The organism is uncultured Sneathiella sp. (assembly GCF_963973085.1).
Classification (GTDB): domain Bacteria; phylum Pseudomonadota; class Alphaproteobacteria; order Sneathiellales; family Sneathiellaceae; genus Sneathiella.
This window is the reverse complement of record NZ_CAXAXA010000002.1, coordinates 331,948-357,850: the sequence shown is the minus strand read 5'-3', so window position 1 is coordinate 357,850 and position 25,903 is coordinate 331,948. Positions and strand designations below refer to the sequence as shown.

The 25,903-nt window shown below is 55.6% G+C and carries 24 protein-coding genes; 6 read left to right on the top strand and 18 right to left on the bottom strand.

Going from position 1 to position 25,903, the window contains the following annotated elements; translation table 11 throughout:
- Positions 1 to 9: 9 nt before the first annotated feature.
- Positions 10 to 1,317 carry a UDP-glucose/GDP-mannose dehydrogenase family protein gene (locus AACZ19_RS05865; RefSeq protein WP_339632031.1) on the top strand — a complete coding sequence of 436 codons (1,308 nt, stop codon included), beginning with the start codon at positions 10 to 12 and terminating at the stop codon, positions 1,315 to 1,317.
- A 34-nt stretch (positions 1,318 to 1,351) separates the two neighbouring features.
- Positions 1,352 to 2,731 carry a phosphomannomutase/phosphoglucomutase gene (locus tag AACZ19_RS05860; protein ID WP_339632030.1) on the top strand — a complete coding sequence of 460 codons (1,380 nt, stop codon included), beginning with the start codon at positions 1,352 to 1,354 and terminating at the stop codon, positions 2,729 to 2,731.
- A 15-nt stretch (positions 2,732 to 2,746) separates the two neighbouring features.
- Here the strand turns inward: AACZ19_RS05860 and AACZ19_RS05855 are convergent, their stop codons facing one another.
- The 6 genes from AACZ19_RS05855 to AACZ19_RS05830 form a co-directional block, all read right to left on the bottom strand.
- Positions 2,747 to 3,118 (bottom strand): VOC family protein, encoded by a 372-nt coding sequence (locus AACZ19_RS05855; protein ID WP_339632028.1) that lies wholly within the window; start codon positions 3,116 to 3,118, stop codon positions 2,747 to 2,749.
- A 257-nt stretch (positions 3,119 to 3,375) separates the two neighbouring features.
- The gene (locus AACZ19_RS05850; protein WP_339632027.1) at positions 3,376 to 3,744 is read right to left on the bottom strand and encodes a hypothetical protein; all 369 of its coding nucleotides are present in this window, start codon (positions 3,742 to 3,744) and stop codon (positions 3,376 to 3,378) included.
- Between the two features lie 220 nt (positions 3,745 to 3,964).
- The gene (locus tag AACZ19_RS05845; RefSeq protein ID WP_339632024.1) at positions 3,965 to 5,017 is read right to left on the bottom strand and encodes a permease; all 1,053 of its coding nucleotides are present in this window, start codon (positions 5,015 to 5,017) and stop codon (positions 3,965 to 3,967) included.
- Positions 5,018 to 5,121: 104 nt separating this feature from the next.
- Positions 5,122 to 5,448, bottom strand: coding sequence for a metalloregulator ArsR/SmtB family transcription factor (locus AACZ19_RS05840; protein WP_339632022.1), 327 nt, complete (start codon positions 5,446 to 5,448; stop codon positions 5,122 to 5,124).
- A 26-nt stretch (positions 5,449 to 5,474) separates the two neighbouring features.
- Positions 5,475 to 6,356, bottom strand: coding sequence for a division plane positioning ATPase MipZ (locus AACZ19_RS05835; RefSeq protein ID WP_339632020.1), 882 nt, complete (start codon positions 6,354 to 6,356; stop codon positions 5,475 to 5,477).
- Between the two features lie 148 nt (positions 6,357 to 6,504).
- The gene (locus AACZ19_RS05830; RefSeq protein ID WP_339632018.1) at positions 6,505 to 7,503 is read right to left on the bottom strand and encodes a DUF3179 domain-containing protein; all 999 of its coding nucleotides are present in this window, start codon (positions 7,501 to 7,503) and stop codon (positions 6,505 to 6,507) included.
- A gap of 78 nt (positions 7,504 to 7,581) precedes the next feature.
- Between AACZ19_RS05830 and AACZ19_RS05825 the strand changes: the two genes are divergently transcribed.
- Together AACZ19_RS05825 and AACZ19_RS05820 are read left to right on the top strand one after the other, a co-directional pair.
- Positions 7,582 to 8,691, top strand: coding sequence for an NAD(P)/FAD-dependent oxidoreductase (locus AACZ19_RS05825; protein WP_339632016.1), 1,110 nt, complete (start codon positions 7,582 to 7,584; stop codon positions 8,689 to 8,691).
- 221 nt (positions 8,692 to 8,912) lie between these two features.
- On the top strand, positions 8,913 to 9,980 hold the full coding sequence (locus tag AACZ19_RS05820; RefSeq protein ID WP_339632014.1) for a Glu/Leu/Phe/Val dehydrogenase: 1,068 nt from the start codon (positions 8,913 to 8,915) through the stop codon (positions 9,978 to 9,980).
- A gap of 10 nt (positions 9,981 to 9,990) precedes the next feature.
- Here the strand turns inward: AACZ19_RS05820 and AACZ19_RS05815 are convergent, their stop codons facing one another.
- The 4 genes from AACZ19_RS05815 to AACZ19_RS05800 are packed head-to-tail and all read right to left on the bottom strand — an operon-like array spanning position 9,991 to position 13,850.
- A complete protein-coding gene (locus AACZ19_RS05815) occupies positions 9,991 to 10,860 on the bottom strand; it encodes a lysophospholipid acyltransferase family protein (RefSeq protein WP_339632013.1) in 870 nt (289 codons plus the stop codon).
- The gene (gene lpxK, locus AACZ19_RS05810; protein ID WP_339632012.1) at positions 10,857 to 11,846 is read right to left on the bottom strand and encodes a tetraacyldisaccharide 4'-kinase; all 990 of its coding nucleotides are present in this window, start codon (positions 11,844 to 11,846) and stop codon (positions 10,857 to 10,859) included. Before lpxK ends, AACZ19_RS05815 begins: the two co-directional genes overlap by 4 nt.
- Positions 11,833 to 13,113 carry a 3-deoxy-D-manno-octulosonic acid transferase gene (locus AACZ19_RS05805; protein ID WP_339632011.1) on the bottom strand — a complete coding sequence of 427 codons (1,281 nt, stop codon included), beginning with the start codon at positions 13,111 to 13,113 and terminating at the stop codon, positions 11,833 to 11,835. Before AACZ19_RS05805 ends, lpxK begins: the two co-directional genes overlap by 14 nt.
- The gene (locus tag AACZ19_RS05800; protein WP_339632010.1) at positions 13,113 to 13,850 is read right to left on the bottom strand and encodes a lysophospholipid acyltransferase family protein; all 738 of its coding nucleotides are present in this window, start codon (positions 13,848 to 13,850) and stop codon (positions 13,113 to 13,115) included. Before AACZ19_RS05800 ends, AACZ19_RS05805 begins: the two co-directional genes overlap by 1 nt.
- 188 nt (positions 13,851 to 14,038) lie before the next feature.
- Here AACZ19_RS05800 and AACZ19_RS05795 point away from each other — a divergent pair, with 188 nt between their 5' ends.
- The gene (locus AACZ19_RS05795; RefSeq protein WP_339632009.1) at positions 14,039 to 16,108 is read left to right on the top strand and encodes a molybdopterin oxidoreductase family protein; all 2,070 of its coding nucleotides are present in this window, start codon (positions 14,039 to 14,041) and stop codon (positions 16,106 to 16,108) included.
- 2 nt (positions 16,109 to 16,110) lie between these two features.
- On the opposite strand, the gene AACZ19_RS05790 is transcribed toward AACZ19_RS05795, so the two are convergent.
- From AACZ19_RS05790 to AACZ19_RS05770, 5 genes are read right to left on the bottom strand one after another with little or no spacing between them, the layout of a single operon-like run.
- Positions 16,111 to 16,545: a DUF1489 domain-containing protein gene (locus AACZ19_RS05790; protein WP_339632008.1), complete on the bottom strand. Its 435-nt coding sequence runs from the start codon at positions 16,543 to 16,545 to the stop codon at positions 16,111 to 16,113.
- 47 nt (positions 16,546 to 16,592) lie between these two features.
- On the bottom strand, positions 16,593 to 17,501 hold the full coding sequence (locus AACZ19_RS05785) for a hydroxymethylglutaryl-CoA lyase (RefSeq protein WP_339632007.1): 909 nt from the start codon (positions 17,499 to 17,501) through the stop codon (positions 16,593 to 16,595).
- Complete coding sequence (locus AACZ19_RS05780; protein ID WP_339632006.1) at positions 17,501 to 19,522, bottom strand: acetyl/propionyl/methylcrotonyl-CoA carboxylase subunit alpha; 2,022 nt, start codon at positions 19,520 to 19,522, stop codon at positions 17,501 to 17,503. Before AACZ19_RS05780 ends, AACZ19_RS05785 begins: the two co-directional genes overlap by 1 nt.
- 29 nt (positions 19,523 to 19,551) lie before the next feature.
- The gene (locus AACZ19_RS05775) at positions 19,552 to 20,346 is read right to left on the bottom strand and encodes an enoyl-CoA hydratase-related protein (protein WP_339632005.1); all 795 of its coding nucleotides are present in this window, start codon (positions 20,344 to 20,346) and stop codon (positions 19,552 to 19,554) included.
- Between the two features lie 9 nt (positions 20,347 to 20,355).
- Positions 20,356 to 21,963 carry a carboxyl transferase domain-containing protein gene (locus AACZ19_RS05770; protein ID WP_339632003.1) on the bottom strand — a complete coding sequence of 536 codons (1,608 nt, stop codon included), beginning with the start codon at positions 21,961 to 21,963 and terminating at the stop codon, positions 20,356 to 20,358.
- 103 nt (positions 21,964 to 22,066) lie between these two features.
- Here AACZ19_RS05770 and AACZ19_RS05765 point away from each other — a divergent pair, with 103 nt between their 5' ends.
- The gene (locus tag AACZ19_RS05765) at positions 22,067 to 22,849 is read left to right on the top strand and encodes an SDR family NAD(P)-dependent oxidoreductase (protein ID WP_339632001.1); all 783 of its coding nucleotides are present in this window, start codon (positions 22,067 to 22,069) and stop codon (positions 22,847 to 22,849) included.
- A 68-nt stretch (positions 22,850 to 22,917) separates the two neighbouring features.
- On the opposite strand, the gene AACZ19_RS05760 is transcribed toward AACZ19_RS05765, so the two are convergent.
- Genes AACZ19_RS05760 through AACZ19_RS05750 form a run of 3 tightly spaced genes read right to left on the bottom strand, consistent with a single transcriptional unit; the run spans position 22,918 to position 25,897 of the window.
- On the bottom strand, positions 22,918 to 23,523 hold the full coding sequence (locus AACZ19_RS05760) for a 2-hydroxychromene-2-carboxylate isomerase (RefSeq protein WP_339632000.1): 606 nt from the start codon (positions 23,521 to 23,523) through the stop codon (positions 22,918 to 22,920).
- A 13-nt stretch (positions 23,524 to 23,536) separates the two neighbouring features.
- The gene (locus AACZ19_RS05755) at positions 23,537 to 24,673 is read right to left on the bottom strand and encodes an acyl-CoA dehydrogenase family protein (protein WP_339631999.1); all 1,137 of its coding nucleotides are present in this window, start codon (positions 24,671 to 24,673) and stop codon (positions 23,537 to 23,539) included.
- A 36-nt stretch (positions 24,674 to 24,709) separates the two neighbouring features.
- Entirely contained in the window at positions 24,710 to 25,897 is a 1,188-nt protein-coding gene (locus AACZ19_RS05750) for an acetyl-CoA C-acetyltransferase (RefSeq protein WP_339631997.1), read from the bottom strand.
- Positions 25,898 to 25,903 lie beyond the last annotated feature (6 nt).

Genomic DNA, 25,903 nt, shown 5'->3' with positions numbered 1-25,903 from the left:
GATTTTGCCATGCGTATTGCTGTGATCGGAACAGGCTATGTCGGGCTGGTCTCGGGCACCTGTTTTTCGGAATTCGGTCATGACGTTATCTGCATCGATACGGATGAGGAAAAAATCGCGCGCCTGAACAATGGTGAAGTCCCGATCTTCGAGCCCGGATTGCAGGCTATGATCGAGAAAAATTCCCGATCCGGCTATCTGAAGTTCGGGACTGAACTAAAATGTGCGGTGGCTGACGCTGATGCCGTCTTTATTGCGGTCGGAACCCCCAGCCGTCGCGGCGACGGCCAGGCAGATCTGAGCTATGTCTATGCCGCGGCCGCCGAAATCGCCGGCGCGCTGAACGGCTATACGGTTGTGGTAACGAAATCAACGGTTCCGGTCGGCACAGGGCGGGAAGTTTCCCGCATTCTCCATGACGCGAACCCGGAGGCGGATTTCGACGTGGTCTCGAACCCCGAGTTCTTGCGCGAAGGCGCCGCGATCGAGGATTTCATGCGCCCGGACCGCGTTATCGTCGGCACCATGGTGCCCCGCGCACAAGAAGTGATGTCGGCCATTTACCGCCCCCTCTCCCTGTTTCAGACCCCTCTTGTGTTCACGAGCCTTGAGAGCGCCGAACTGACCAAATATGCCGGAAACGCCTTTCTCGCGACGAAAATCACCTTTATCAATGAAATTGCGGATCTCTGCGAGAAGGTCGGCGCGGATGTCCATGACGTCGCCCGCGGCATCGGCCTTGACCGTCGCATAGGCGCCAAATTCCTCCATCCCGGTCCGGGGTTTGGCGGTTCCTGCTTTCCCAAGGACACGCGGGCGCTTTTTGAAACCTCCCTGGCCGCCGATGCCCCGCTTCAAATTGTCGAAACCGTTATCGAGATCAATGAGAAGCGTAAAAAGGCAATGGCCACGCGGGTTATCAATGCCTGTAACGGATCACTTACCAATAAGCGCATTGCCGTCCTCGGCCTCACTTTCAAGCCCAATACGGACGATATGCGGGAAAGCCCGAGCCTTGATATTCTGTCCGAACTGATCAAAAGAGGGGCGACGATCCGGGCTTATGATCCGGAGGGGATGGGCGAAGCCCGGAGATTACTGAGTGATGTCGAGTTTTGCGACAGCTCCTACGCGACATTGGAAGAGGCGGATGCTCTTGTTCTCATCACGGAATGGAATGAATTCCGGGCGCTGGATCTCGACCGGGTGAAATCCTTGATGAGAACACCTGTAATCATCGATTTACGGAATATTTATGATCCCAATGATATGACGGCCAAAGGGTTCGCCTATAGCAGTATCGGTCGGCCCATGTAGACCGCGCCATCGACTTCTGGAAAGCAATGTTACAATGACCAAGCATGAATTTAACCCGACTATCCTGCGTGAGTATGATATCCGGGGCATCATTGATGAAACTCTTTTCGAAGCGGACGCGGAAGCCATTGGGCGCAGTCTGGGTACTCTGCTGAAGCGGGACGGGCATCAGAATGCCGCCGTTGGATATGATGGACGGACAACTTCCCCAAAGTTGAAAGCCTCGCTCACCAAGGGCCTGACATCCACAGGTATAGACGTGTTTGATATTGGCATGGGTCCGACACCGATGCTCTACTATGCGACCTATGCCCTCAACGCCGGGGGTGGGATCATGATTACCGGATCCCATAACCCCCCAAGCCATAACGGCTTCAAGATGATGCTGGGCGGAAAATCATTCTATGGAAGCCAGATTCAGGACCTCGGCGTGCTGAGCGCGACCGGTCCGTTTTCGGAAGGCGACGGTGAGGTGATCGACAAGCCGATCATGGAGGATTACGTCGCGCGGCTCTTGCAGGATTTTGTGCCGGGGCATGAACTCTCTGTGGTATGGGACTGCGGTAACGGCGTGACCGGCGAGGTTTTACGAAAGATCGTTGCCAAACTTCCCGGGCGTCATCTGCTGCTTTATGAGGAAATTGACGGTAGTTTCCCCAACCATCACCCCGACCCCACGGTAGCCGAAAATCTCGATGACATGATCCGGGCGGTCAAAGGCGTGAACGCCGACCTTGGCATCGCCTTCGATGGTGATGGTGACCGGATCGGCGTTGTTGACGGGTTGGGGCGGATACTCTGGGGCGATCAATTGCTCGCCATTCTGGCGCGGGAAGTCCTCGCCAATCATCCCGGTGCACCGATAATTGCGGATGTAAAGGCAAGCCAGATCCTCTTCGATGCCGTGAAAAACCTCGGAGGGGAACCGATTATGTGGCGCACGGGTCATTCCCTGATCAAATCGAAGATGCAGGAAGTCAATGCCCCGCTGGCGGGCGAGATGAGCGGTCATATCTTCTATAACGATCATTACTACGGCTATGATGACGCGCCCTATGTCGCGCTCCGCCTGCTCAATATTCTCGGTGCCAGCGTCCAGAAGCTGGAACAGATGCGCGACGAACTGCCGGAGATGATCAATACACCGGAGTTGCGCTTCCCCTGCCCGGACGAAGAAAAATTCCAGGCCGTGACACGCATTCAGGAGGCGTTAGCAAAGGCGGGCGCGAATTACTCCGACATCGACGGTGTGCGTGTCAATACAGACGACGGCTGGTGGCTTCTTCGTGCCTCCAACACTCAGGCTGTGCTGGTTGCCCGCTGCGAAGCAAAGGATGAGGCGGGGTTAAACCGCCTCAAATCCCAGCTTCAACAGGCTTTGCTGGATGCGAAAGTCGACGCGCCAACATTCTAGCCGAATATGTGGCAGTTATGCTGGAGCGTAGAACGCCAGCTTGTGTCCTTCAAGATCGCGACAATAGGCAAACACGGACTGCCCTGTGCCCCGGGGGCCGAGCGGGCCTTCATCCTTGCAGCCCATCGATAGCGCCTTGGCGTGCATTTTTCCGACCATCTCCGCATTTTCCAGAAGAATAGCCACCATAGTGCCATTGCCGATCGTTGCCTTTTCCCCGTCATAGGGCTTGATCACCGCCAGCATGGGCTGCCCACGGGCGACGCTCCACATCCGCAGGCGGTCGTTTGAAAGAACGCGTTTCGCCCCAATCTCCCCGAGCAGGTCATCGTAAAATTCTGTCGCTTTATCAATATCGTTGGTTCCGAGAGTCACATAGCCGATCATTTGTATTTCCTCTTTTCTTGCCGTTCTTCATCGCGGCGCTTGTGGTATGACGAGATGAGTTATGGCATCGAATTCGGACTCCGGTCGAGTGAATTTTTATTTATTGGATAGATAGACTAGGGGCTCAGCGCATAAAAAAGAGCCGGATCATCCGACCCGGCTCTTTCCAACCTTATACATCATAAAACTAATCCATACGCAACATGACGCTAAAACGCATGTATAGGTGGTAAGGAATAGATTAGTGAGTCCTGACCCTAGCTTACTTTGCCTTTTTTAGGCTTCTTCACGCCAATCCATGATTCACCCGATGCCATGACACATGTCGCGCCATTTGGCTGGGTCAGAACGATGGTCCAGGTTACACCGTCAGGGCTTGAAAACACTTCAAGCATGCTACCGTTTGCGGCAAGACCCGCAGCAACCGGCGCTTCCTCAAATTTACCGTTCAAATGCTTAAGTAATGCCGTTCGCTCAAAACATACGCTTTGGGCGGATGCGTCTGTCACTTGGAATGAAACCACTGTGGCTGCGATAAAGAGCACTGCAAGTCCAAAAGAAATGACAGAGCGCATGCCGACAAAACGGGCAATTGAATGCCTGGTATGATCGAAAATGCTTAACATACGCTCCTCCTTTTCTGCGAGAACGCCCCGTCATGAACCCGGCGGGTAAATAAGGAGACCTATCGCTATGGTGAAAAGCGTAAACAGCAAAGGTTAATTTTAGATTAGGCACAGGGAAAAAAGGGCCGAATTGCGAGGGCCCGCTGCACGGATAGTATCAACGGCGCGAAAAAAAATTACTATTCCAGTAACTTACGTCTGTCTGCGCGCCGCTGCTTTTTTAAAAAAATTCACTTAAAAATTGCCAGCCAATGCCCGTCGCCACCGATCCCGTGATCCCGAGAGCGAGGTAAAGGGCAAAAACCGGCTTTTTAACCAGCCCGAAAACCGCAATCGCCGCCGGAATAGAGGAGATCGCCCCGGCCGTCATAAAGGCCATGGCGGCGCCTTGAGACATGCCAAGGTCGATAAGGCCACTCACCAGCGGAATCGCCGCATAGCCATTGAGATAGCTCGGGATGCCGATCAGGACCGCGAGCGGGATGGCAAGAAGATTATCCTGGCCGACCAGTCCTTCGATAAAACTGGTGGGGATATAGATGATCATCAGGCTCTCAATCAGAAACGCGAGGAGCAGCCAACGGCCAATCAGCCAGCCATTTGAAGCGGCGGCCGTCCGGAACTGGCTGATCCGCTCCGGTTCCTGCCAGAACTTCCATTGCACATCGACCGGACCGGAAAGGGAAACTTTCTTCCGACAACCGCTCAGTTCCCCTTTCAACGGATCGAGAACCCAGCCGCGCTGCTGCAGCAGGTATACGGTGAATCCGGCAAACAGCCCAAGCAGTACGGCGATCACGGCTTTCCCACTGGCAAATCCAAAGCCAATGCCGACCGACGTCAGAACAAAAATCTCCGGGTCCATGATCGGGGAGGCAATCCAGAACGCCATCACCGGCGCGAGCGGCACACCCGCCGCCAAAAGGGAGGCAACAAGCGGAATAACGCCGCAAGAACAAAAAGGCGACAAAGCTCCTACCAGCGACCCCGCAACAATCGCGGAAACGGGGGAGCCGGAAAAGGCCCGCGCGATAAGATTATCGGCGCCGGTTGCGGAAAAGTAGGCGGCAAGGCCAATGGCAAGCGCGAAAAATGGCGCCATGCCGAGTACTGCATCTCCGAGGAAGACGAGGCTGACGGGGAGGTTCGAGGGATCAATAATTGCCAGCAACAGGATAATCGCAAGACAGGCAAGGATAACCCGGTCACTCAGCAGCGCCCAGAGGCGGGAGCGGGTCGATGTCAGGCTGTGCAGAGCTTCATTTAGAGACATATCTATATTTCCAGATTAATCGAATTAATAAATGAAATAACATCTCTCACAGCGTATTTCAAGAATTTATTTCGATAATTGTCGAAATATAGATTTTTGGGAGTTCAGTTTTTCTCCGGGGCCTGCTCAATATGAGTCAAATCTACGCCCATACAGCATTTATCCGTCAGAAGCTCGACAAGGCCTTCTACCTTCTTGTAGTTGACGAAACACCGCAGAGTCCGACTCTCGCGTTGCTGTCGAATCAGGTCGCCGCTGACAAGATGGGAGATGTGGTGGGAAAGGGTGGAGCCGGGAATATCGAGAAGCGCCTGTATCTCACCGACGGAAAGCCCCTCCTCCCCGGCCTGGACCAGAATTTGCACGATCCGCAGGCGGATAGGATGCCCCAGCTTTGCGAGAGCGACAGCGGCTTCCTCTGTTTCCATCATTTCGGGCCTCTATTCCAAGCCCCTGGCTAGAGCTTTTCGACTTTATCCTCAACGCCGGGCAGGTGCAGCGACTTGATCAAGTGGCGAAGTTCATGCCGCGCGGCCACATGGCTCATGGACATCTTCACGCCAACGCCCTTTTTATTCAGGTCCAGCATCGTTAGCCCCTTCAGGAACAACTCGCGAAAGACAACACGTTCACCGAAACCCGGCGCCGCCCGAAAGGAAATGCGCGACGAGAGCTTTTTCAGGATTTTCTCAATATGCCGCTTGTTGTGAGCGTCGGTATGGGAAAGCCGGTTCCGCATCACCACCCAGTCAATCTTGTGGTTGTCGATCAAGGCACGGCGCTTGCGCTGCTCCCAGACCATCTCGCTGTACCAACTCGGCTTTTCAACCTCAAGGCTGGTCCCGTTGACCGTTGCCAGCAAGTCAAGATCGATAAAACTGTCGTTCATGGGCGTGAGAAGGGTATCGGCAAACGAATGACCGAGCTTTGAAATAAAGCTGTCCGCGCCGGGGCAGTCGACGACGACAAAGTTATTTTTATAGACCAATTCCTGCAAGGCCGCGACGAACCGGGATCGTTCATCGGACTGCGCCTCGTCCATATTCTTTTTCGGGCTCGGCTCGATCACCCTGAGCATCGGCATTGGGAGGGTGAGCTTTTTCTTGGCGATAAAAGCCTCCCGATTCTCGATATACCGTCCTAGTGTTTTCTGCTTGCCGTCCAGATCGATGGCGCCGACCTTGAAGCCCATCGTCAGCAGCGAGATGACGATATGCATGGCGGTCGTCGATTTGCCCGATCCGCCTTTGGCGTTCCCGACCACAATTATATGTGCGCGGGTTGGCTGATCTTCCTCATCCGGATTTTTTTCGTCCAAAGTCACCGTCACGTCTGACACGTTCAATTCGCCCCCAGCAATTTTCACCGCCGCCAACTGGCCAACATCTATTCATGATGCCGTAGTTAAGTAAACCAGCCACCGGAACATGACAAGCATCATATCGGGTTCGAATTTACAAATCATTGACGGAATTCGTTAATCCCGGTCATTCATGGATGATTGGCTGGTCCGGATGGAAAGCATGGTGGGCAAATGCGAAGTCGACAGTGTAGAGAATGTCCTGATAACCATTGGTTGTCTTTTTGCGGACGGTCACGTTGCCGATATCCACCCCCTCGCCTATTACCGCCGCATCAAGCGCGGAATTCTGCCCTTCCTCCCATTCTATCAGCAGACCATCGTCGGTTTCTACCCGCTTTTTCCGGCGTAAAAAATCCAGTGCCCAGGCGCGTCCTTCGGCGACAACTACGCGGGAGAGTGGCGGAACGACTGGAGGCAAGTCACCATCGTAAAGAAAGGGCTGCCAAGAGCTGTCATAGCCCTGGTACGGATTCATGCCGTAACGACGAAACTTTTCATCCTGAGGGATAAGAATTTGCCCCTCCGGATGGCGGTCCCGGAATTTTGCAAAAGATTCGATTCTGACGGGAATCATATCAAGCTCGACGCCCATAAGTTCACCGACAATTGCCTCCCCCGTGAACTGCTGCCACCAGCTTTCTGTCTGCCGGTCATACATGACTAGATCGGAGTTCCGAAGTTTGCCGGTTGTCCCGAACTCAAGGCGTATTTCCCCGTTTTCCGAATGATTTATCCGCCGGTCAAAAACGATTGATGCGTTACAAAGCGGGCAGAATGTCACAGCAATCGGAACACCGCCAAGTTCATCATTGACGATTTCGTGCCACATCAAGACCTGCAATGGATAGGCTCGCGCCTCACCGTTTATGGCGACCCCGATGACCGGTTCCGTCGGATTGAGATGGTCCGCTTCCGCAGCAGGAATGAATTTAGGGTTATCTATGGACGGAATAGCATCCTTTCCGACGCCGCCATTGCGAATTTCCGAAAAGTCTATTGCGCTCTTGCTGAAATCGGTCTCGGGCCAGAATCTTTTCCATACGGAAGGGTTCGCTGAAGCCAGCACAGGAAGGCCAAGCGCAAGCCCCACGCCGACCGCCAGAATAATTAGAATTCGGTTCATAAGGGTATCCTAGCCGCCGTATCAGTGAAGCGAAAATCAACCCTTTGTGAAAAGCATTAAAAACTGCTACGGACGGCCATGGCAGTGGATGTGGAAAATATCGTAATCGGCGCGGGGGTCATTGGCCTCGCGATTGCGCGAACGCTGGCGACCCTCGGCCGGGAGGTGCTGGTGCTGGAAAAAACCGCTCATTTCGGCGACGGCACCTCGTCCCGCAACAGCGAAGTTATCCATGCCGGTATCTATTACCCGAAAGAAAGCCTGAAGGCGATTTACTGTGTCGAGGGCAAACACAGGCTCTATGAGTACTGCAAAACACATCATGTCCCGCATCGCAGTTGCGGCAAGCTGATCGTCGCCACCTCGCCGGAGGAGATTCCAACCCTCGAAGCGCTTGCGGATAAAGCGGCAGCAAACGACGTCAGGGACATCACGTTCCTGTCCGGAGCAGAGGCCGTAAAGATGGAACCGGCGCTTCACTGCACCGCCGCCCTTCTTTCCCCCTCGACGGGCATTATTGACAGTCACCAGTTGATGCTCGCCTATGTCGGGGAGGTTGAAGACGGTGGCGGAGCCATTGCCTTTAACGCCCCGTTCGAGATGGCGAAGAAATCGCCGGAAGGATTTACGGTGGAGGCCGGCGGCACGACAGTCAATTGCCGGAACCTGATCAATTCTGCCGGACTGGAAGCTCAGGCGGTGGCTGCGCAGATACCGGACCTCCCTAAGGAGCATATTCCTCCGCGTTACCTTACCAAGGGGAGCTATTTCACCATGACGGCCCCCTCACCCTTCTCACGGCTGATCTATCCGGTGCCGAATACTGCAAGCCTTGGCATCCATATCACCCTCGATCTCGCCGGGCAGATCCGTTTCGGCCCTGATCAGGAATGGGTGGAAGAAATCAACTATGCGGTGAATCCAGACAGAGCAAATGATTTTTATGCGGCGATCCGTCGTTATTTCCCGAGCCTCCCGGAAAACTGCCTCATCCCGGCCTATTCCGGCATCCGCCCCAAAGTCCAGTCACCGGACGGCAGTGCGGCGGATTTCATGGTCATGGACGAGCGAGATCACGGTCTGCCCGGGCTGGTCAATCTGTTTGGCATGGAAAGCCCTGGTCTTACCGCTAGCCTAGCAATCGGCACTTTTATCGCAGAGAGCCTGCGCACGACAGACCGACTGTGAATCATCTGTTTTCGGGCAGCATTTTCCGACTTGCCCCGCTGGCCCCTATTTTTTTGTTGCGCCGCAATAACCGCCGCCGAAATTTTTCAATTGCTTTCGCCAATTTAGCGAAAGGAAGCTGCAAAGTTTGATATCAAACAAAATTGGGGTTGATTTTCCTCCCTTTTAGGAAAATATCATTATTAACATGCGAATTTTTTAATATATAACCGAGGCCAGATATGAGCGTTTTTTCTGCAAAGGAATTTGATAATCACGAGGACGTGTCGTTTTTTCATGACGAAAAATCAGGACTGAAAGCAATTATCGCCGTTCATGATACGACCCTCGGACCGGCGCTCGGCGGAACCCGTATGTGGGATTATGCAAATGAAGAAGAAGCCCTCGCCGACGTATTACGTCTGTCCCGCGGCATGACCTACAAGTCCTCGCTGGCGGGGATCAACCTCGGCGGCGGAAAATCCGTCATTATCGGCAATTCCCGCACCGACAAGACACCTGAGCTGTTCGAGGCCTTCGGCCGCGCTGTCGATCAGATGGGCGGCACTTATATCGCAGCGGAAGATGTCGGAACGACTGTGGAAGATCTTGAGATTGCCCGCCGCACCACTCGGCATATTGCCGGTATCAGCGAAGGCAATTGCGGTGATCCCTCACCGGCGACCGCCTATGGCGTTTTTTATGGCCTGCGGGCGGCGGTTGACTTCAAGATCGGCAAAGGAGGGCTGAACGGGATAAAGGTTGCGGTACAGGGCCTTGGCAATGTCGGATATGGTCTCTGCAAATTGCTGAAGGATGCCGGGGCCGAACTGATTGTTGCAGATACTCATGACGCGGCAGTGGAAAAGGCCGTGCAAAATCTTGGCGCAATAGCCGTTGGGGTCGATGAAATCTATGATCAGGTGGTGGATGTATTCGCCCCTTGCGCCCTTGGCGCCATCCTCAATGACGACACGATCAGCCGCCTGAAAGTCAAGATCGTCGCGGGCTCCGCCAATAACCAGCTGGCCGAGGACCGCCATGCGCGCGATCTGATGCAAAAGGGCATTCTCTATGTGCCCGATTACGCCATCAATGCCGGCGGGATCATCGTCATCAGCCATGAAGGAGGGCGTTTCGATCGCGAAAGGGCGATGTCCCATGTGCGCTGTATTTATGACACCTGCCAGAAAATCTTTATCCGTGCCGCCCGAGAGAGAGTTACCACTGCGGAAGTCGCCGACAAGATCGCGATGGAACGGATTGAGAAAGTGCGGGAAGAAAAAGCGAAACTCGCGCTTGCCAGCTAATCCTTCGATGTTATGACCAGCGGTTATGGACCCAGAACCAGTGGTCCGGCCGCTCGGTTATCCACTCTTCATAGGTTTCGTTAATCGCCTTTAAAAGTGCGTAGACATCCTCTGTCTTGTCGCCTGTGTCTGCCCTTTCAATCGCCGGATAAATCGTTAGCCGGCGTTTGCCGCTTGCAAGCCGTTCGGTCCGCATGGGATAGATCGGAACATCCATTTTGCAGGCGATTTCCGCAACGGCAGGCGCCGTCATGGCCTCGCGACCGAAGAAAGGGACCGCCATACCGCCATTCAGCTTTTGATCATTCAAGAGGACAATCGCCCCACCCGCCCGCGCCGCCTTAAGGATCGCCCGCGCCCCTTCGCGACCCTTGGGCACAAACTTATAGTGCGGATCGGCGCGCATTTCCTGGAAGAAATCCTCAACAAGCGGATTGTTCGCAGCCCGATAAATGCCTGTCGCCCGTTCACCCAGCCGCTGCCCGACGAGCCCCACCAGTTCCCACGGACCATAATGCGCCGTCACAAAGAAAGCGGCCTTTTCGCTTTCAAGATACGCCTCCATATGTTCGCCCCCGATAATCTCGACGGCCTTCGGGTCGGCCATGATCGACTTGTTGAACGGTAGCTCACCGATATTGCGGCCAAGGTTGTCCCACATTTGCATCAGATTGATATCAATCTCTTCCGGGCTGAGGTCGGGAAGCGCCTGTTCCATATTTGTCCGGGCGAGAGAATGCACCTTCATGTGCGATCCGATTTTTCGGGCGAGCCAGCCCCCGAATGCTGCCGCACGGCGTCGTCCCAGACACCCGAAAATCCAGATGGTGATCCGGACGCCAATCCATTCCAGTCGGTATTTTAACGATACGTCCTTCATGTAGAACCGTCTTTCAGCAAGGACAGGAGCTGTTTCTGAAACTCGGCGGGCGCTTCAAAGCTCATCTCGACATCAAATACGCTCACCATCATTCTGGCATCCATAGAAAGCCGGACATAATCCTTTCGGGTTGTGACAAGAGCGGCATTCTGAGCAGCTGCCGTCTCGACCATTTTCATAATTTCCTGTTTATTATAAATATGATGATCTTCATAGCTAAAGCATTTTATCAGCTCACAGCCAGCCTGACGAAGACTGTCAAAAAATTTTTCCGGTCGGCCAATCCCTGCAAAGGCAACAACAGTCTCCCCCGCAATTGCGTCTGAACTCTGTTGCGGTAGAAGTATAGAATTATAAACCGGTTTAATTTCTTTTAACCAGTTATATATATCACTATCGCAGCTGCCCCCGACCAGCACGACTGCATCCGTCCTCTCCAGTCCGGAGGCGAGCGTTTCACGCAATGGCCCTGCTGGCAGCAGGCGGCCATTCCCCACCCCGTAGTCCGCGTCCAGCACAAGAAGGGAGAGATCCTTGGCAAGGGACGGATTCTGAAATCCGTCATCCATGATGATGACATCCGCCCCTGCTTCGACGGCAGCCCGGGCGCCTAGTACCCGATCCTGAGCTACCCATGTCGTTGCCGTGGCGCTGAGAATCAGAGCCTCGTCCCCGACATCGGTAAATTTGTGGACATCCGGTACAACACGCACCGGACCCTTTAACTGACCCCCATAACCACGGGTCAGGAAATGTGGCCGCTTTCCCTCCGCCAGGAAGAAACGGGCGATTGCAATGGCAACTGGGGTCTTGCCCGCGCCCCCCGCCACGACATTCCCGACACAAATGACCGGTACCTCCACACGGTGACTTTTCTGGAACGAGCGATGAAGGCGGCTCACCCAGCCATAGGCCCAGGCGGCAGGCGCCAGTATATTAGGCAGGAGACTTTTGCTGTTCCGCCGCCAGAAGTCAGGAGTTTTCATCCCGCCTCCGCGCCAGCAGCCCTTCAATCGCCGCCAGGGTCCGTGTCAGGGTCTCCTGCCCCGTCGCCACGACCTTTGCTGCCCTTGCCGCCATCTCGTCCCTCTCCGCCGGTTGACCGACAAGATGCGCAACCGCCTCCGCGAGCGCCGCTGCATCGTCAACTTCCATTGCTGCGTCAAAATCCGAAAACACCGTCATCACATCGGCGAAGTTATCCATATGCGGCCCATGAAGCAAGGCACAGCCGAGCCGAGCCGCTTCCAGCGGATTCTGTCCCCCGTTTGGCACGAGAGAGCCTCCAATAAAAACGATTTCAGACAGCCGGTAGAACAGGCCAAGTTCGCCGATGGTATCCGCGACATAGACCGCTGTTTCATCCGTCACCACTTGTTCGAGAGAACGTCGCGCCGGTTTAAGCCCAGCCTCCGCAAAAAGGGCTGCGATTTCCTCTCCGCGTTCCGGATGGCGCGGAGCGATGAGGGTAAGGATATTAGGTCGCTTTTCCGAAAGCTGCTGATGCGCCGTCAGAATATGTGCTTCCTCTCCGCGATGAGTGCTGGCCGCGAGCCAGAGTGGGCGGCCACCTACTGCTTTTTGCATTATCTCCAGCGCAGTGGTATCGACCGGAAGCGGCTCGGCCGCGAATTTCAGGTTGCCAAGGCATTCAACCGGCGAGGCACCCAGTTGCCGCAAACGATCCGCCGAAAGTTCCGACTGCGCCGAACAGAAATCGAAGTTCCGGAGAAGCGTGCGGGAGAGGCCAAAGGATTTTCGCCAAACCTCAAAGGATTTTTCCGTAATCCGCGCGTTGACCATTATCATCGGAATATGCCTCTTGCCACTTTGCATGATGAGGTTCGGCCAGATTTCCGATTCCATCCAGATCGCGAGATCGGGCCGCCAATGATCCAGAAAACGGCACACCGCCCGCTTCATATCAAGGGGGACATACTGGTGAACCGCGCCCGCAGGAAGGCGGGCCGTCATGATCGCTGCCGAGGTGCGGGTGCCTGTCGTCACCAGAACATGCCGTTCCGGTACTTTCTCCAGAAGGCCGTGAATCAGGGTAAGGGCCGAGACAGACTCACCGACCGACGCCGCATGAATCCAGATCAACGGCCCCTCCGGTCGCGGGAGGGCGGCATGGCCCTTACGTTCCTGGAACCGGTCCGGATCTTCCTTGCCTGACGCCAGCCGTTTCTTGAGATGCCGACGCAACAAAGGCCCACCCAGATATAGAAGGCCGTTATATAAAGCCAGCTGCATCAGCTCTCCGCCACTTTGCGGTGCGGCTTGACGGGCTTATCGCGCGCTTCCGGCTCCACCGTGTCACGATTGCAGGTAGCATCCGCCGTTTGAGTAATCTGCGTCAGACTGTTTTCAATCGCATCTCGGGCTTTCAAAAAGGCGCTGTTTTCATCCTGTCGCGACACCTCGATCCCGTCCCCCCAGATAACGACGCCACGGCTGAACGGCGCGGCCAGAAAAAATCGGTCCCAACTTCCGAGAATCTTGCCGCGTGTTGTCGAATAGCTGACAGGGTAAACCGGAACACCGGCCATTGCGGCAAGACGGACGACCCCTTCCTGCGCCCGCATTCTGGGCCCGCGCGGCCCGTCCGGTGTAATCACCGCGACATCCCCTTTTTTCAGGACTTTCAGCATCTGTTTGATGGCCGCCGCCGCGCCTTTGCTGGCGGACCCCCGGATGCTGTCCTGCCCCCAGTGCTTGATGGTGCGGGCGATAATCTCCCCGTCCCCGTGATGGGAGATCATGACATTGACCCGGGTCTGTTTCTGTACGGAAATCGGCATCATCAGCAGGCGGCCATGCCAGAAGGCAAGAATAAAGGGCTTTCCCTCCGTCATCAGCCGATGCGGTGCCTCCCCGTTGATCACCTGCCAGCGGCTTGTCCGATAGACAAACCAGATATATCCCGCCGCCAGAAAGCTGATGACCGCCTTTGCGCCATCACTTTTCAGTATTTTCTTGATAACCGTCAAATATCTCAGCTTTCACCGGGTTTTCTCCACGCCCCGATATATCTTGCCCGCCGCGGCAATTCCAGCCTATTCACCAAAAAACGACTATTTTTCCAAACCGCCGATTGCCGTGCGCGCGATATCTCACTAGTCTGAAGATCAGACCTTCAACATTTGCCATTGCGGCTAGAACAACGAAAACCGTAATTATGACGAACTTTACGTCTCCCGAAATTCACGCCTCTGCCTGTCCTCATGACTGCCCGTCCACCTGTGCCCTCGAAGTCGAAAAGCTGGGGGATCAGTTGATCGGACGCGTTCGCGGGGCCGAAGACAACAGCTATACTGCTGGGGTTATCTGTGCAAAAGTCGCGCGATATGCGGAAAGGACACACCATCCCGACCGGCTGATGCATCCGATGCGGCGTGTCGGTCCGAAAGGATCTGGGAAATGGCAGCAGATTTCTTGGGATGATGCCCTTGATGAGGTTGCGGAAGAATTCCTGAAGCGGGAAGCGGAATATGGTGCAGAAACCATCTGGCCCTATTACTACGCCGGAACCATGGGCCTGGTGCAGCGCGATGGCATCAATCGTCTCCGGCATGTGAAAAAATATTCCCGGCAAAAGTCGACAATCTGCACAATGCTGGCATGGACTGGCTGGAACGTCGGAACCGGTGCCCTTTACGGGGCGGATCCCCGGGAAATGGCAAAATCGGACCTTATTGTCATCTGGGGAACCAATGCGGTTCACACGCAGATCAATGTGATGACCCATGCCACCCGCGCCCGCAAGGAGCGGAATGCGAAGATCGTTGTGATCGATCCCTATCGTAACGCAACGGCAATCGCGGCGGACATGCATCTCTGCCTCCGCCCCGGCACCGATGGCGCCCTTGCCTGTGCGGTCATGCATATCCTCTTTGCGGAAGGTATGGAGGATCGGGCCTATATGGAGAAATATGCCAAAGGCACAGAAGAGCTGGAGGCGCACCTTAAAACAAAGACGCCGGAATGGGCCGCAGAGATAACCGGCCTGTCCGTTGGGGAAATCTATGCGTTCGCCCGGCTTTATGGCAAAACGAAAAAATCCTTTCTGCGGCTGGGTTATGGCTTTTCGCGCAGCCGCAACGGCTGCGTCAATATGCATGCGGCAAGTTGTCTCGCGGCGGTAAGCGGTTCCTGGCAATATGAAGGCGGTGGCGCCTTTCACAACAACGGCGGCATCTACCATTGGGACAAGACCCTGATCGAGGGGCTGGACGCGATGGACAGCTCCGTCCGGGTTCTGGACATGTCCCGCATCGGACCGGTTTTAACGGGGGATAAACAGGACCTCGGGGACGGCCCGCCCATCACTGGTCTTTTCATCCAGAACATGAATCCAATGGATGTGGCGCCTGATCTCTCCAAGGTCCATGCCGGGTTTGCGCGGGATGACTTGTTTGTCTGTGTCCATGAACAGTTCATGACCGAGACCGCGAAGATGGCGGACATTCTTCTCCCTGCGACTACCTTTGTCGAACATCATGATTTCTATCAGGGTGGCGGGCAGAATCATATCATGATGGGTGGCAAAATTATCGAACCGCTCGGTGAATGCCGTTCTAATCACGCGGTCATCTGCGATCTTGCGAAACGGTTGGGGGCAAGGCACCGCGGGTTCGAGATGACGGAGATGGAGATCATCGATGATACCCTGAAACTGTCCGGCTGGCCCGATGCCGAGCAGCTCACCGCAAGCAAATGGCATGACTGCCAGATCCCGTTTGAGGAAGCGCACTATCTTAATGGTTTCGCGCATGCAGACCGGAGGTTTCATTTTACGCCGGACTGGTCGCGGATGGGACCGGACTTCGCGGACATGCCCGCGCTGCCTGATCATTGGGATGTGATCGACCAGACGGACGAGGCACATCCCTACAGATTGGTCACTGCGCCGGCGCGAAATTTCCTGAATTCAAGCTTCACGGCAACACCGACGTCCCTCAAACGGGAAAAACGGCCAACGGTCAAAATGCATAGCCAGGACGCCGCAAAGATTGGAACCAAGGATGGCGCGATTGTCCGCCTTGGTAACAGACTGGGTTCGCTCCTCATTCACGCGGAAGTTTTTGACGGCGTTCAGCCCGGAACCGTGATTTCAGAAGGCGTCTGGCCCGGAAAGCATTTTATCGAAAAGGTAGGGATCAATATACTGACTAGCGCCGATGCCGCCAAGCCCAACGGTGGAGCAGTCTTCCACGACACTGCCGTCTGGATCACCGCAGAGGACTGAGCCTAGATCAGGCCAAGGGAACGGAGCTCGGCGGCCATTTCCTCGGAAAGCTCGCCTTCGCTATCCTCATCGTCATTGCCTTCTTCGACAAGGTCCCGCAAATCCCGGGGCGCATCCTCTTCTTCGAGATAGCGCCAGCCCTGATGCGGCGCACGTGAAAAAAGCTCGGTTTCTATCAGCTCGGATTCCAGCATGATGCCGCATTTCTCACCCTCGTGGTCGTACAATCGTTCAAGTCCTGTCACCACCTGACGCGCCGCGATATGCCCCTTGATGATCCAGTAGACTGAACCGCCGCCAAGAAGCTCGACTTCCCGCGTCGGACGCTGCTTCGTCACATGACAAAGCGGGCCCGCGATCAGCCGGCGGGATTGATTGGAGCGGAGCTGCTCAACCGAGGAGATTCCAACGCTGACGATGAGTAAATGTACAGTCATAGACTATAGATACTCCTATTAGGCCCTGTTTGTCCAGAAATCGCGGTTTAATCGAGTTTTCCCTTGAGAGCGCGGGCAACGCTGGAGACGGGCGGGCGACCGAGATAATCAGAGATAAACCACGCGGTTCTGACAAGCTTCTTCAAATCGATCCCGCTGTCGATCCCCATGCCGTCCAGCATATAGACCACATCCTCCGTCGCGACATTCCCGGTCGCACCGGGCGCATAAGGGCATCCCCCAAGTCCCGCAACGGAACTATCGAGCCGGGAAACGCCCATTTCCAACGCCGCCAGATAATTGGCAAGTGCCTGACCGTAGGTATCATGGAAATGCACGCCCACTGCCTCAAGCGGGATGACCTTGGCCACAGCTTCTATAACCGCCTTGGTGCGGAGCGGCGTGCCGACACCAATGGTATCGCCCAATGAGATTTCATAGGCCTCCATGTCATAAAGCTTTTTCGCAACGTCGGCGACGGCGGCGGGTGTAATCTCTTCGCCATCAAACGGGCTACCGAGGGCGCAGGAAATACTGGCGCGATACGGGATGCCCGCGGCAGTCGCAGCTTCCGTCACGGGGGCAAAGCGTTCCAGGCTTTCCGCGATAGAACAGTTTATATTCCTCTGATTGAACATCTCGGAGGCGGCACTGAAAATCTCGATCTCGTCCGCCTTCGAGGTAACGGCGCCTTCATACCCCTTCATATTCGGGGTTAATACCGCATAGGTAACATCGTCGCGGCGCGAGATTTTCGACATGACTTCGGCGGTGTCCGCCATCTGCGGCACCCATTTCGGCGAGACGAAGCTGCCGGTTTCAATCGAGGTGACGCCAGCGTCAACGAGCCGTTCAATCAGCTCCACCTTGATATCCGACGGGACCATCTGCTTTTCATTCTGTAGGCCATCCCGCGCCCCGACTTCAAATATACGCACCCTAGAGGGAATAGCCATTATGCCTCCTCGCTTTCTTCCATGCGCACAAGGACGGTGCCGTCATCCACCTGATCGCCAACCTCATGATAAATCTCGCCGACGACCCCGTCCGCGAAAGCCGTGAGCGTATGCTCCATCTTCATCGCTTCCAGAACCACCAGCGGGTCGCCCTTGCTGACCGTGGCGCCTGCCTTGGTGAAAATCTGTATAACCTTTCCGGGCATTGGTGCCGTAATGGCGCCTGCGCCACTGTCAACTGCCATATTATCAAAATCGTCAACAACGCGAAGGAATTCCACTTGACGCCCTTGATTCAGGACGGTGACTTTGGGGCCATTCAGAACAACGGCAGCCATGAACTTATGTCCACCGAGATTCGCATACAAATTGCCCGCTTCCGTGAGCTCTGCCTTCGCCTCAATTTCGAACGAAGGAAGCTTCACCCGGAACCCACCGTCCTCATAGATAACATGAATAATAATATCTTCATCATTAATATTAAATATGAAGTCATCATGCCCTTCATCGTTCAGTCGCCACGCCTCCATACTATCCCAAGGAGAATATGGGTCGTTGGTCACGCTCCGTGCCGCGAAATGATCCCGCTTTCGTTCCAATACAATTTGTAATGCAGCAAGGACAACATCCTGATCCGTTGGCTGTGCCGGAGCCGGGACGAGATCTGCCCTGAACCGCTCGATAAATCCGGTGTCGAGATCTTTCGCCGCAAAGGCCGGATGCCCTGAAATCTTGCCAAGAAAGTCCAGGTTTGTCGCGACGCCTACAACCTGATAGTCATCAAGGGCAGCACTCAGCTTCTGAAGTGATTTTTCTCTATCCTCATCCCAGACAATCAGCTTGGCGATCATCGGATCATAAAAGGGTGTGACCGTATCCCCTTCCCGTACACCAGTATCAATACGCACCGTCTCACTTACCTTTGGCGGTCGCAGCCGCAGCAGCTTACCCGTCGCAGGCAAGAAGTCGTTGGCGGGATCTTCAGCATAAAGCCGCACCTCAAATGCATGGCCGGAGATAGATAGCTCCTCTTGCGCACAAGGGAGCTCACTCCCCGCTGCGACCCGCAACTGCCATTCCACGAGGTCCTGCCCCGTGATCATCTCGGTCACCGGATGCTCAACCTGAAGCCGGGTGTTCATTTCCATGAAATAGAAGGCATCTTCCTTGAGCCCATTGGACACATCGGCGATAAACTCAATCGTCCCCGCGCCGACATAGCCAATGGCCTTCGCTGCCGCAACCGCCGCCTCGCCCATAGCGGCGCGCATCGTCTCCGGCATATCCGGCGCCGGAGCCTCCTCGATCACTTTCTGGTGCCGCCGCTGCAAGGAGCAGTCCCGTTCGAACAGGTGAACGGCGTTGCCATGGGAATCTGCGAATACCTGGATTTCAATATGGCGCGGCTTGGTGAGGAATTTCTCGATCAGAACGCGCGCATCACCGAAGGCGGACTGACCTTCGCGCTGGGCCGACGCCAGCGCCGCCGGAAACTCCTTTGCTGAGTCCACGCTTCGCATTCCCTTGCCACCACCACCTGCCACCGCTTTAATAAGAACCGGATAACCGATTTTCTCAGCTTCCTCCGCCAGCATGTCCGGTTCCTGGCCCTCGCCGTGATAACCGGGCACGACCGGAACCCCGGCCTCCACCATCAGGGCCTTGGCGGCATCTTTCAGGCCCATCGCCCGAATGGCCTTTGCCGGAGGCCCAATAAACACGACACCTGCCGCCTCGCATTTTTCGGCGAACCCGGCATTTTCAGAAAGAAACCCATAGCCGGGATGAATTGCCTCCGCCCCGGTTTGCCGTGCGACGTCGAGGATGGTATCCGCCTTCAGGTAACTTTCAGAAACTTCCGCCAGACCGATTAGTACCGCTTCATCCGCCATTTCCACATGCCGCGCGCCGCTATCGGCTTCGGAATAGACGGCAACCGTCTTAATCCCAAGCCGGGTTGCGGTCTCCATGACCCGACAGGCAATCTCGCCCCGGTTCGCGATAAGTATTTTTTTAAACACGGTATTAGGTCCCTCTTTCGAATGGAGGTTCAGATAATATGCCAGGATGGCTTGCGTTTTTCCAGGAAGGCGGTGATTCCCTCGGCGGCTTCTTCCGTTGTCCGCCGCGCAGCAATACGGTCCGCCGTTTCCTCAACGATATCCTGATCTATCGGCTTGCCGGCGACCGTATAAATCAGGTCCTTGGAATCGGCCATGGCACCCGGCGCATTCTTGATAAGCTTGTCCAGCATCTCGTCCCGTGCCTCCGCCAGATGATGGACGTCCTCAACAACCTCATGCAACAGACCGAGTCGATGGGCCGCTTCGGCATCAAAGACTTCCGCTGTCAGAAAATACCGGCGGCAGGCGCGCACGCCAATCGCTTCGACCACATAGGGAGAGATCACAGCGGGCAGCAGTCCGAGCTTGACTTCAGAGAGGCAGAATTTTGCGGCCTTGACACCAATCGCAATATCACAGGCCGCCACAAGGCCCAGCCCACCGCCATAAGCCGCGCCCTGCACCAGCGCGATGGTCGGCTTCGGGATATCATTCAAGTTTTTCAGCATCCGGCCCAGGGCGAGACTGTCCTCACGGTTATCCTCTTCAGTGAAATGCGCAGCGCGTTTCATCCAGTTAAGGTCCGCCCCGGCACAGAAACTTTTCCCTGCGGCTGCAACCACGACGGCGCGGACGCCATCCTGATGGCCGACATCCTCGAACATATCGCCGAGACGTTCGATCAGTTCCTCGTTGAAGGCATTATGCACCTCCGGCCGATTGAGGGTGATGGTCGCGATGCCGTCTGTTGAAAAGTGCAATACCGCTGATTCTTCACTCATAAAAGTCTCCTACATTCTGAACAGGCCGAATTTCGTCGGCTCGATGGGGGCATTGAGGGACGCGGATAGGCCAAGACCCAGCACCGTCCTACTTTCTGCCGGGTCGACAATACCATCATCCCAGACACGCGCGCTGGCAAAATAGGGATGCCCTTCCTTTTCATACTGCGCCTCGATCGGCGCCTTGAAGGCGGCTTCCTCCTCCGCGCTCCAGCTTTCGCCGCGCGCTTCCATGCCATCGCGCTTGACTGTGGCCAGCACGGACGCGGCTTGCGAACCGCCCATCACGGAAATCCGTGAATTCGGCCACATCCAGAGGAGGCGCGGACTATAGGCCCGCCCGCCCATGCCATAATTTCCGGCGCCGAAAGAACCACCAAAAATCATCGTGAATTTCGGTACTTTAGCGGTCGCCACCGCCGTTACCAGCTTGGCGCCGTCCTTGGCGATCCCGCCCGATTCATACTTCTGACCGACCATGAAGCCGGTAATATTCTGCAGGAAAACGAGCGGGATATTCCGCTGGCAGCAAAGCTCAATGAAATGCGCACCCTTTACCGCGGATTCAGAGAAAAGAATGCCATTATTGGCGAGGATGCCGACGGGATATCCATGAATATGGGCGAACCCCGTCACCAGCGTTGTGCCATAGTTCTTTTTAAATTCGTCAAAATCCGAGCCATCCACGATACGGGCGATAATTTCCCGCACGTCGAAAGGCGTTCGCATATCCTTCGGGATCAAGCCGTAAATTTCTTTCGGATCATAGAGCGGTGGGGCTGGTTTGCGCACTTCCAACTGCATCGGCTTCGGCCGGTTGAAGGTGGCAACGCAGCGGCGAGCAATCTGAAGCGCATGCAGGTCATTCTCGGCCATATGGTCGGTCACACCGGAGATACGTGAATGCACCTCCGCTCCGCCGAGATCCTCTGCAGAGACAACCTCTCCCGTTGCCGCTTTCACCAATGGCGGTCCGGCCAGGAAGATCGTGCCCTGGTTCCGCACAATAATGCTTTCATCGCACATGGCCGGAACATAGGCGCCGCCCGCCGTGCAGGACCCCATGACAACGGCGATTTGTGGGATGCCGAGCGCCGACATATTCGCCTGATTATAAAAGCTCCGACCAAAATGATCGCGGTCCGGGAATACATCCTGCTGGTTCGGCAGGTTCGCACCGCCGGAATCGACGAGATAAATACACGGAAGCCGGTTTTCCAGCGCCACCTCCTGCGCCCGGAGATGTTTTTTGACCGTCAACGGATAATAGGTACCACCCTTGACCGTCGCATCATTGCAGATGACGACGCATTCACGGCCTTCAACCCGGCCGATACCGGTAATGATCCCGGCGGAATGAATGTCGCCGCTATACATGTCCCACGCCGCCATCTGGCTGAACTCAAGAAAGGGCGATCCCGGATCGAGAAGCTTGCGAACCCTCTCGCGCGGGAGCAGCTTGCCGCGAGACAGATGCTTGTCGCGTGCCTTCTCGCCGCCGCCCTGCTTTATGGTCGCAACTTTTTCTTTCAAATCCTCAACCAGCGCTGTCATTTGCGCGGCGTTCGTCCTGAAGGCATCGCTGCGGGTATTGAGGTCACTTTTTAATACGGACATCTGTCTTACTTCCTTCTCAGCGCGCAGAAATCGATTGCTTGGCGAAAGTCGCCCTATGTGGTACGGATTTGCCTCTAATCAAGAAACAAAAAGGGAGCCATAAATGGCCTATAATGCTTTTGACCTGACCGGTAAGGTCGCCCTTGTCACAGGCGGAAACGGAGGGATCGGCCTCGGTATGGCGGACGCGATTGCGCAAGCCGGTGGCGATGTCTGTATCTGGGGCACGAACGACACGAAGAACGCCGCGGCTGTTGAACAGCTCAAGGCCCATGGCACGCGGGTTTCGTCGCTCAATTGCAACGTCACCGACGAGGCGGAGGTAAAGGACTGCTTTGCCGAGACTCTTTCGCAATATGGCCGTGTTGACGGCTGCTTTGCGAATGCGGGTGTCAGCTCGGGCAAGAAATCCTTCCTCGATATTGATGACGCGGAATGGCAGCGGGTGCTCAGCGTTAATCTGGATGGTGTTTTTTATACATTCCAGGCCGCGACGAAGCATATGGTGGAGCGCGCCAAGAATGGAGACCTTGGCGGACGGCTTGTCGGCACAGCCAGCCTCGCTGCGATTTCCGGCGCTGCACGCAACGAGCATTACGCGGCAACCAAAGGCGGTGTTATCTCGATGATCCGCGCGCTCGCTGTCGAATTCGCGAGATATGATATCACCGCCAATGCGATCCTGCCGGGCTGGATCGAAACCGCGATGACGGAAAATGCCATGAACTGGCAGAAATTCTCCGATGCTGTTAAGCCGCGCATCCCGGCTGGCCGCTGGGGCAAGCCGGAGGATTTCGGCGGTACCGCAGTGTATATCATGTCGGGCGCCAGCAGCTATCATACGGGCGATACCTTCCTGATCGACGGCGGGTACTTCCTGTTCTAGGCCGCAAATAATGTCCGGTCCCGCAACGGCGGGGCTGGGCTTGCTATTATGAAGGCGGCGCGCGTCCATCACCATCCGCCCGTTGTCAGCCATTCATCGAGCTGTGCGACGCGATCGGCGCCCCAGAAAGACTGGCCATCAACAATGAAGAAGGGGGCACCGAAGACTTTTCTATCAAAGACAATTTCTTCGACCGATTTCTTGAATGCCTCTTTGACCTCCGGATCCTGAATGGCGGCAAGAAAAGCGCTCCGGCCCGCACCAACGCCCGCGGCGATATCCGCCACGATCTCGGGATCGGAGATATCCTTTCCTTCCACAAAATACGCCGCGTAAACCGCCCTGGCGAATTCAATGACCTGTGCCCGATCATTTTTTGAAATCCACAGAAACCCCCGCGATGCCGCCAATGTCACTTTCGGAAAATCATCCGGCATGATGAAGGGAATATTGTGATAGCGCGCCGTCCGGTCGAAATCCATCCGCGAATAATCGCCCTTCAACGGATATTCCGTGAGGGGGAATGTCTTCTCCCCTTTCATGGCAACACCCAGCATGAAGGGATGCCAGTTCACTTCCCGTCCATGCTTTTTTGCGACCGGTTCAATCAGGTGGCTGCCGAGATAGGCATAGGGCGAGGAAAAATCGAAATAGAAATCTATGGGTCCGGACATTGTCATCGCATTCTTAACCCGCCGCCAGATTGCGGGCGATGACCAGCTTTTGGATATCCGAGGTGCCTTCATAAATCTGGCAGACCCGTACATCGCGATAAATCTTCTCAACAGGATAATCAGCGATATAGCCATTTCCACCAAGCGTCTGGATCGCACCGGAACAGACTTCCTCCGCCATTTCAGATGCAAACAGCTTGGCCATGCTCGCTTCCGTCAGGCACGGCAACCCTGCGTCTTTCAGGCTTGCCGCATGGAGAACCATCTGACGCGCGACTTCCACTTTTGTCGCCATATCGGCAAGACGAAAGCCGACGGCCTGATGCTCGATAATCGCCTTGTCGAACGCCACACGCTCCTTCGCGTAAGTGACCGCATGGGCCAGCGCCGCCGACGCCATGCCGACGCTTTGCGCCGCAATGCCGATGCGCCCCGTTTCCAGGTTGGCGAGCGCGATCTTGTAGCCCGCGCCTTCCGCACCCAGCATATTCACGGCCGGAACACGGACATCCTCAAACGCGATCTGGCAGGTGTCGGAGGCTTTCTGCCCGAGCTTGTTCTCGACCGAGACAACACGATAGCCCTCACTGTCCGTCGGCACGATGAAGCAGCTTATCCCCCGCTTGCCCGCCTCCGGGTCCGTCACCGCGAAAACCAGCGCGACGCCGCCGATCCGGCCGGAGGTAATAAACTGCTTGGTCCCGTTGATGATATAATGATCACCGTCCTTTCGCGCCCGGGTTTTGAGTGCCGAGGCGTCGGATCCCGCCTGCGGCTCCGTCAGGCAAAAGGCACCGATTTTCTCACCCTTTGCCAGCGGGACAAGGAATGTCTCCTTCTGCAAGTCCGTTCCCTCTTTCAACAGGGCTGCGCAACAAGGCGAGTTATTCACGCTCATCACCGTCGAAACCGCGCCATCCCCACCGGCGATTTCCATCAGGGCAAGCGCATAGGAGACAAAGTCCGTCTCCGCGCCGCCATGGGCTTCCGGCACGGTCATCCCCATCAGGCCGAGGCTTCCCATTTCGGAGAAAACACCCACCGGAATGGCGCCCTTACTTTCCCATTCAACCGAATGGGGGGCCAGACTCCGGGCGGCGAAATCCCGTGCCATATCGCGGACCATTGTCTGTTCTTCAGATAAAATCATCGAATTCCCCTCATTCGGTTGCACGCAGCCGAGTTACTAGTTGACGATTTCGAGCGCCATGGCCGTGGCTTCACCGCCCCCAATGCAGAGAGAGGCAACACCACGTGTCTTGCCATATTTCTGCAGGGCTGAAAGAAGGGTCACGACAATCCGCGCGCCGGACGCGCCAATCGGATGGCCGAGTGCACAGGCACCACCGTGAATATTGACTTTCTCATGATCGAGGCCGAGATCCTTCATCGCCGCCATGGTGACAACGGCAAAGGCTTCGTTAATTTCGAACAGATCAACATCGTCTTTCGTCCAGCCGACCTTGTCCATCACCTTCTGGATCGCATCGATTGGCGCCATCGTGAATTCCGATGGTTTGCGGGCATGGGTGGAATGGGCGAGGAATTTCGCAATCGGTTTCAAGCCGCGCCGCTTCGCCTCGCTCTCCTTCATTAAAACAAGCGCCGCCCCGCCATCGGAGATGGAGGAGCTGTTCGCCGCGGTGACCGTGCCGTCTTTCGCAAAGGCCGGTTTCAAGGTAGGAATTTTATCGGGATTGCCTTTAAGCGGCTGCTCATCCTTGTCGATCGTCACATCACCCTTGCGGCTCTTGTAGGTTACCGGCGCGATTTCAGCAGCAAAGCTGCCGTCCTCTGTTGCCTGCTTCGCGCGTTTCAAGGATTCAATTGCGTATGAATCCTGTGCTTCGCGCGTAAACTGATACAGACCCGCAGTTTCTTCAGCGAAGCTGCCCATCAGGCGGCCTTCTTCATAGGCATCTTCGAGACCGTCAAGGAACATATGGTCCTTGACCTCCCCGTGACCGAGCCGCAATCCGGTCCGCATTTTCGGCAGGATATACGGTGCATTTGTCATGCTCTCAAACCCGCCTGCGACGACAATATTGTTGCTGCCCGCCATCAGGGCGTCAAAGCCATACATTGCCGCCCGCATGCCGGAACCGCACATCTTGTTCACGGTCGTGCAGCCAACGCTGTCGGGAATACCCGCACCGAAAGACGCCTGACGTGCTGGTGCCTGGCCCAGGCCTGCCGGCAGGACACAGCCCATAATCACTTCATCGATATCCTCACCGGTCACACCGGCGCGGGACATTGCGGCCTCGATGGCGATGGATCCAAGTTGCGGCGCCTTCACATCGGACAGATCGCCCTGAAAGCCGCCCATTGGCGTTCTTGCCATACCAACAATTACAATCGGATCATCACTCATTATTAT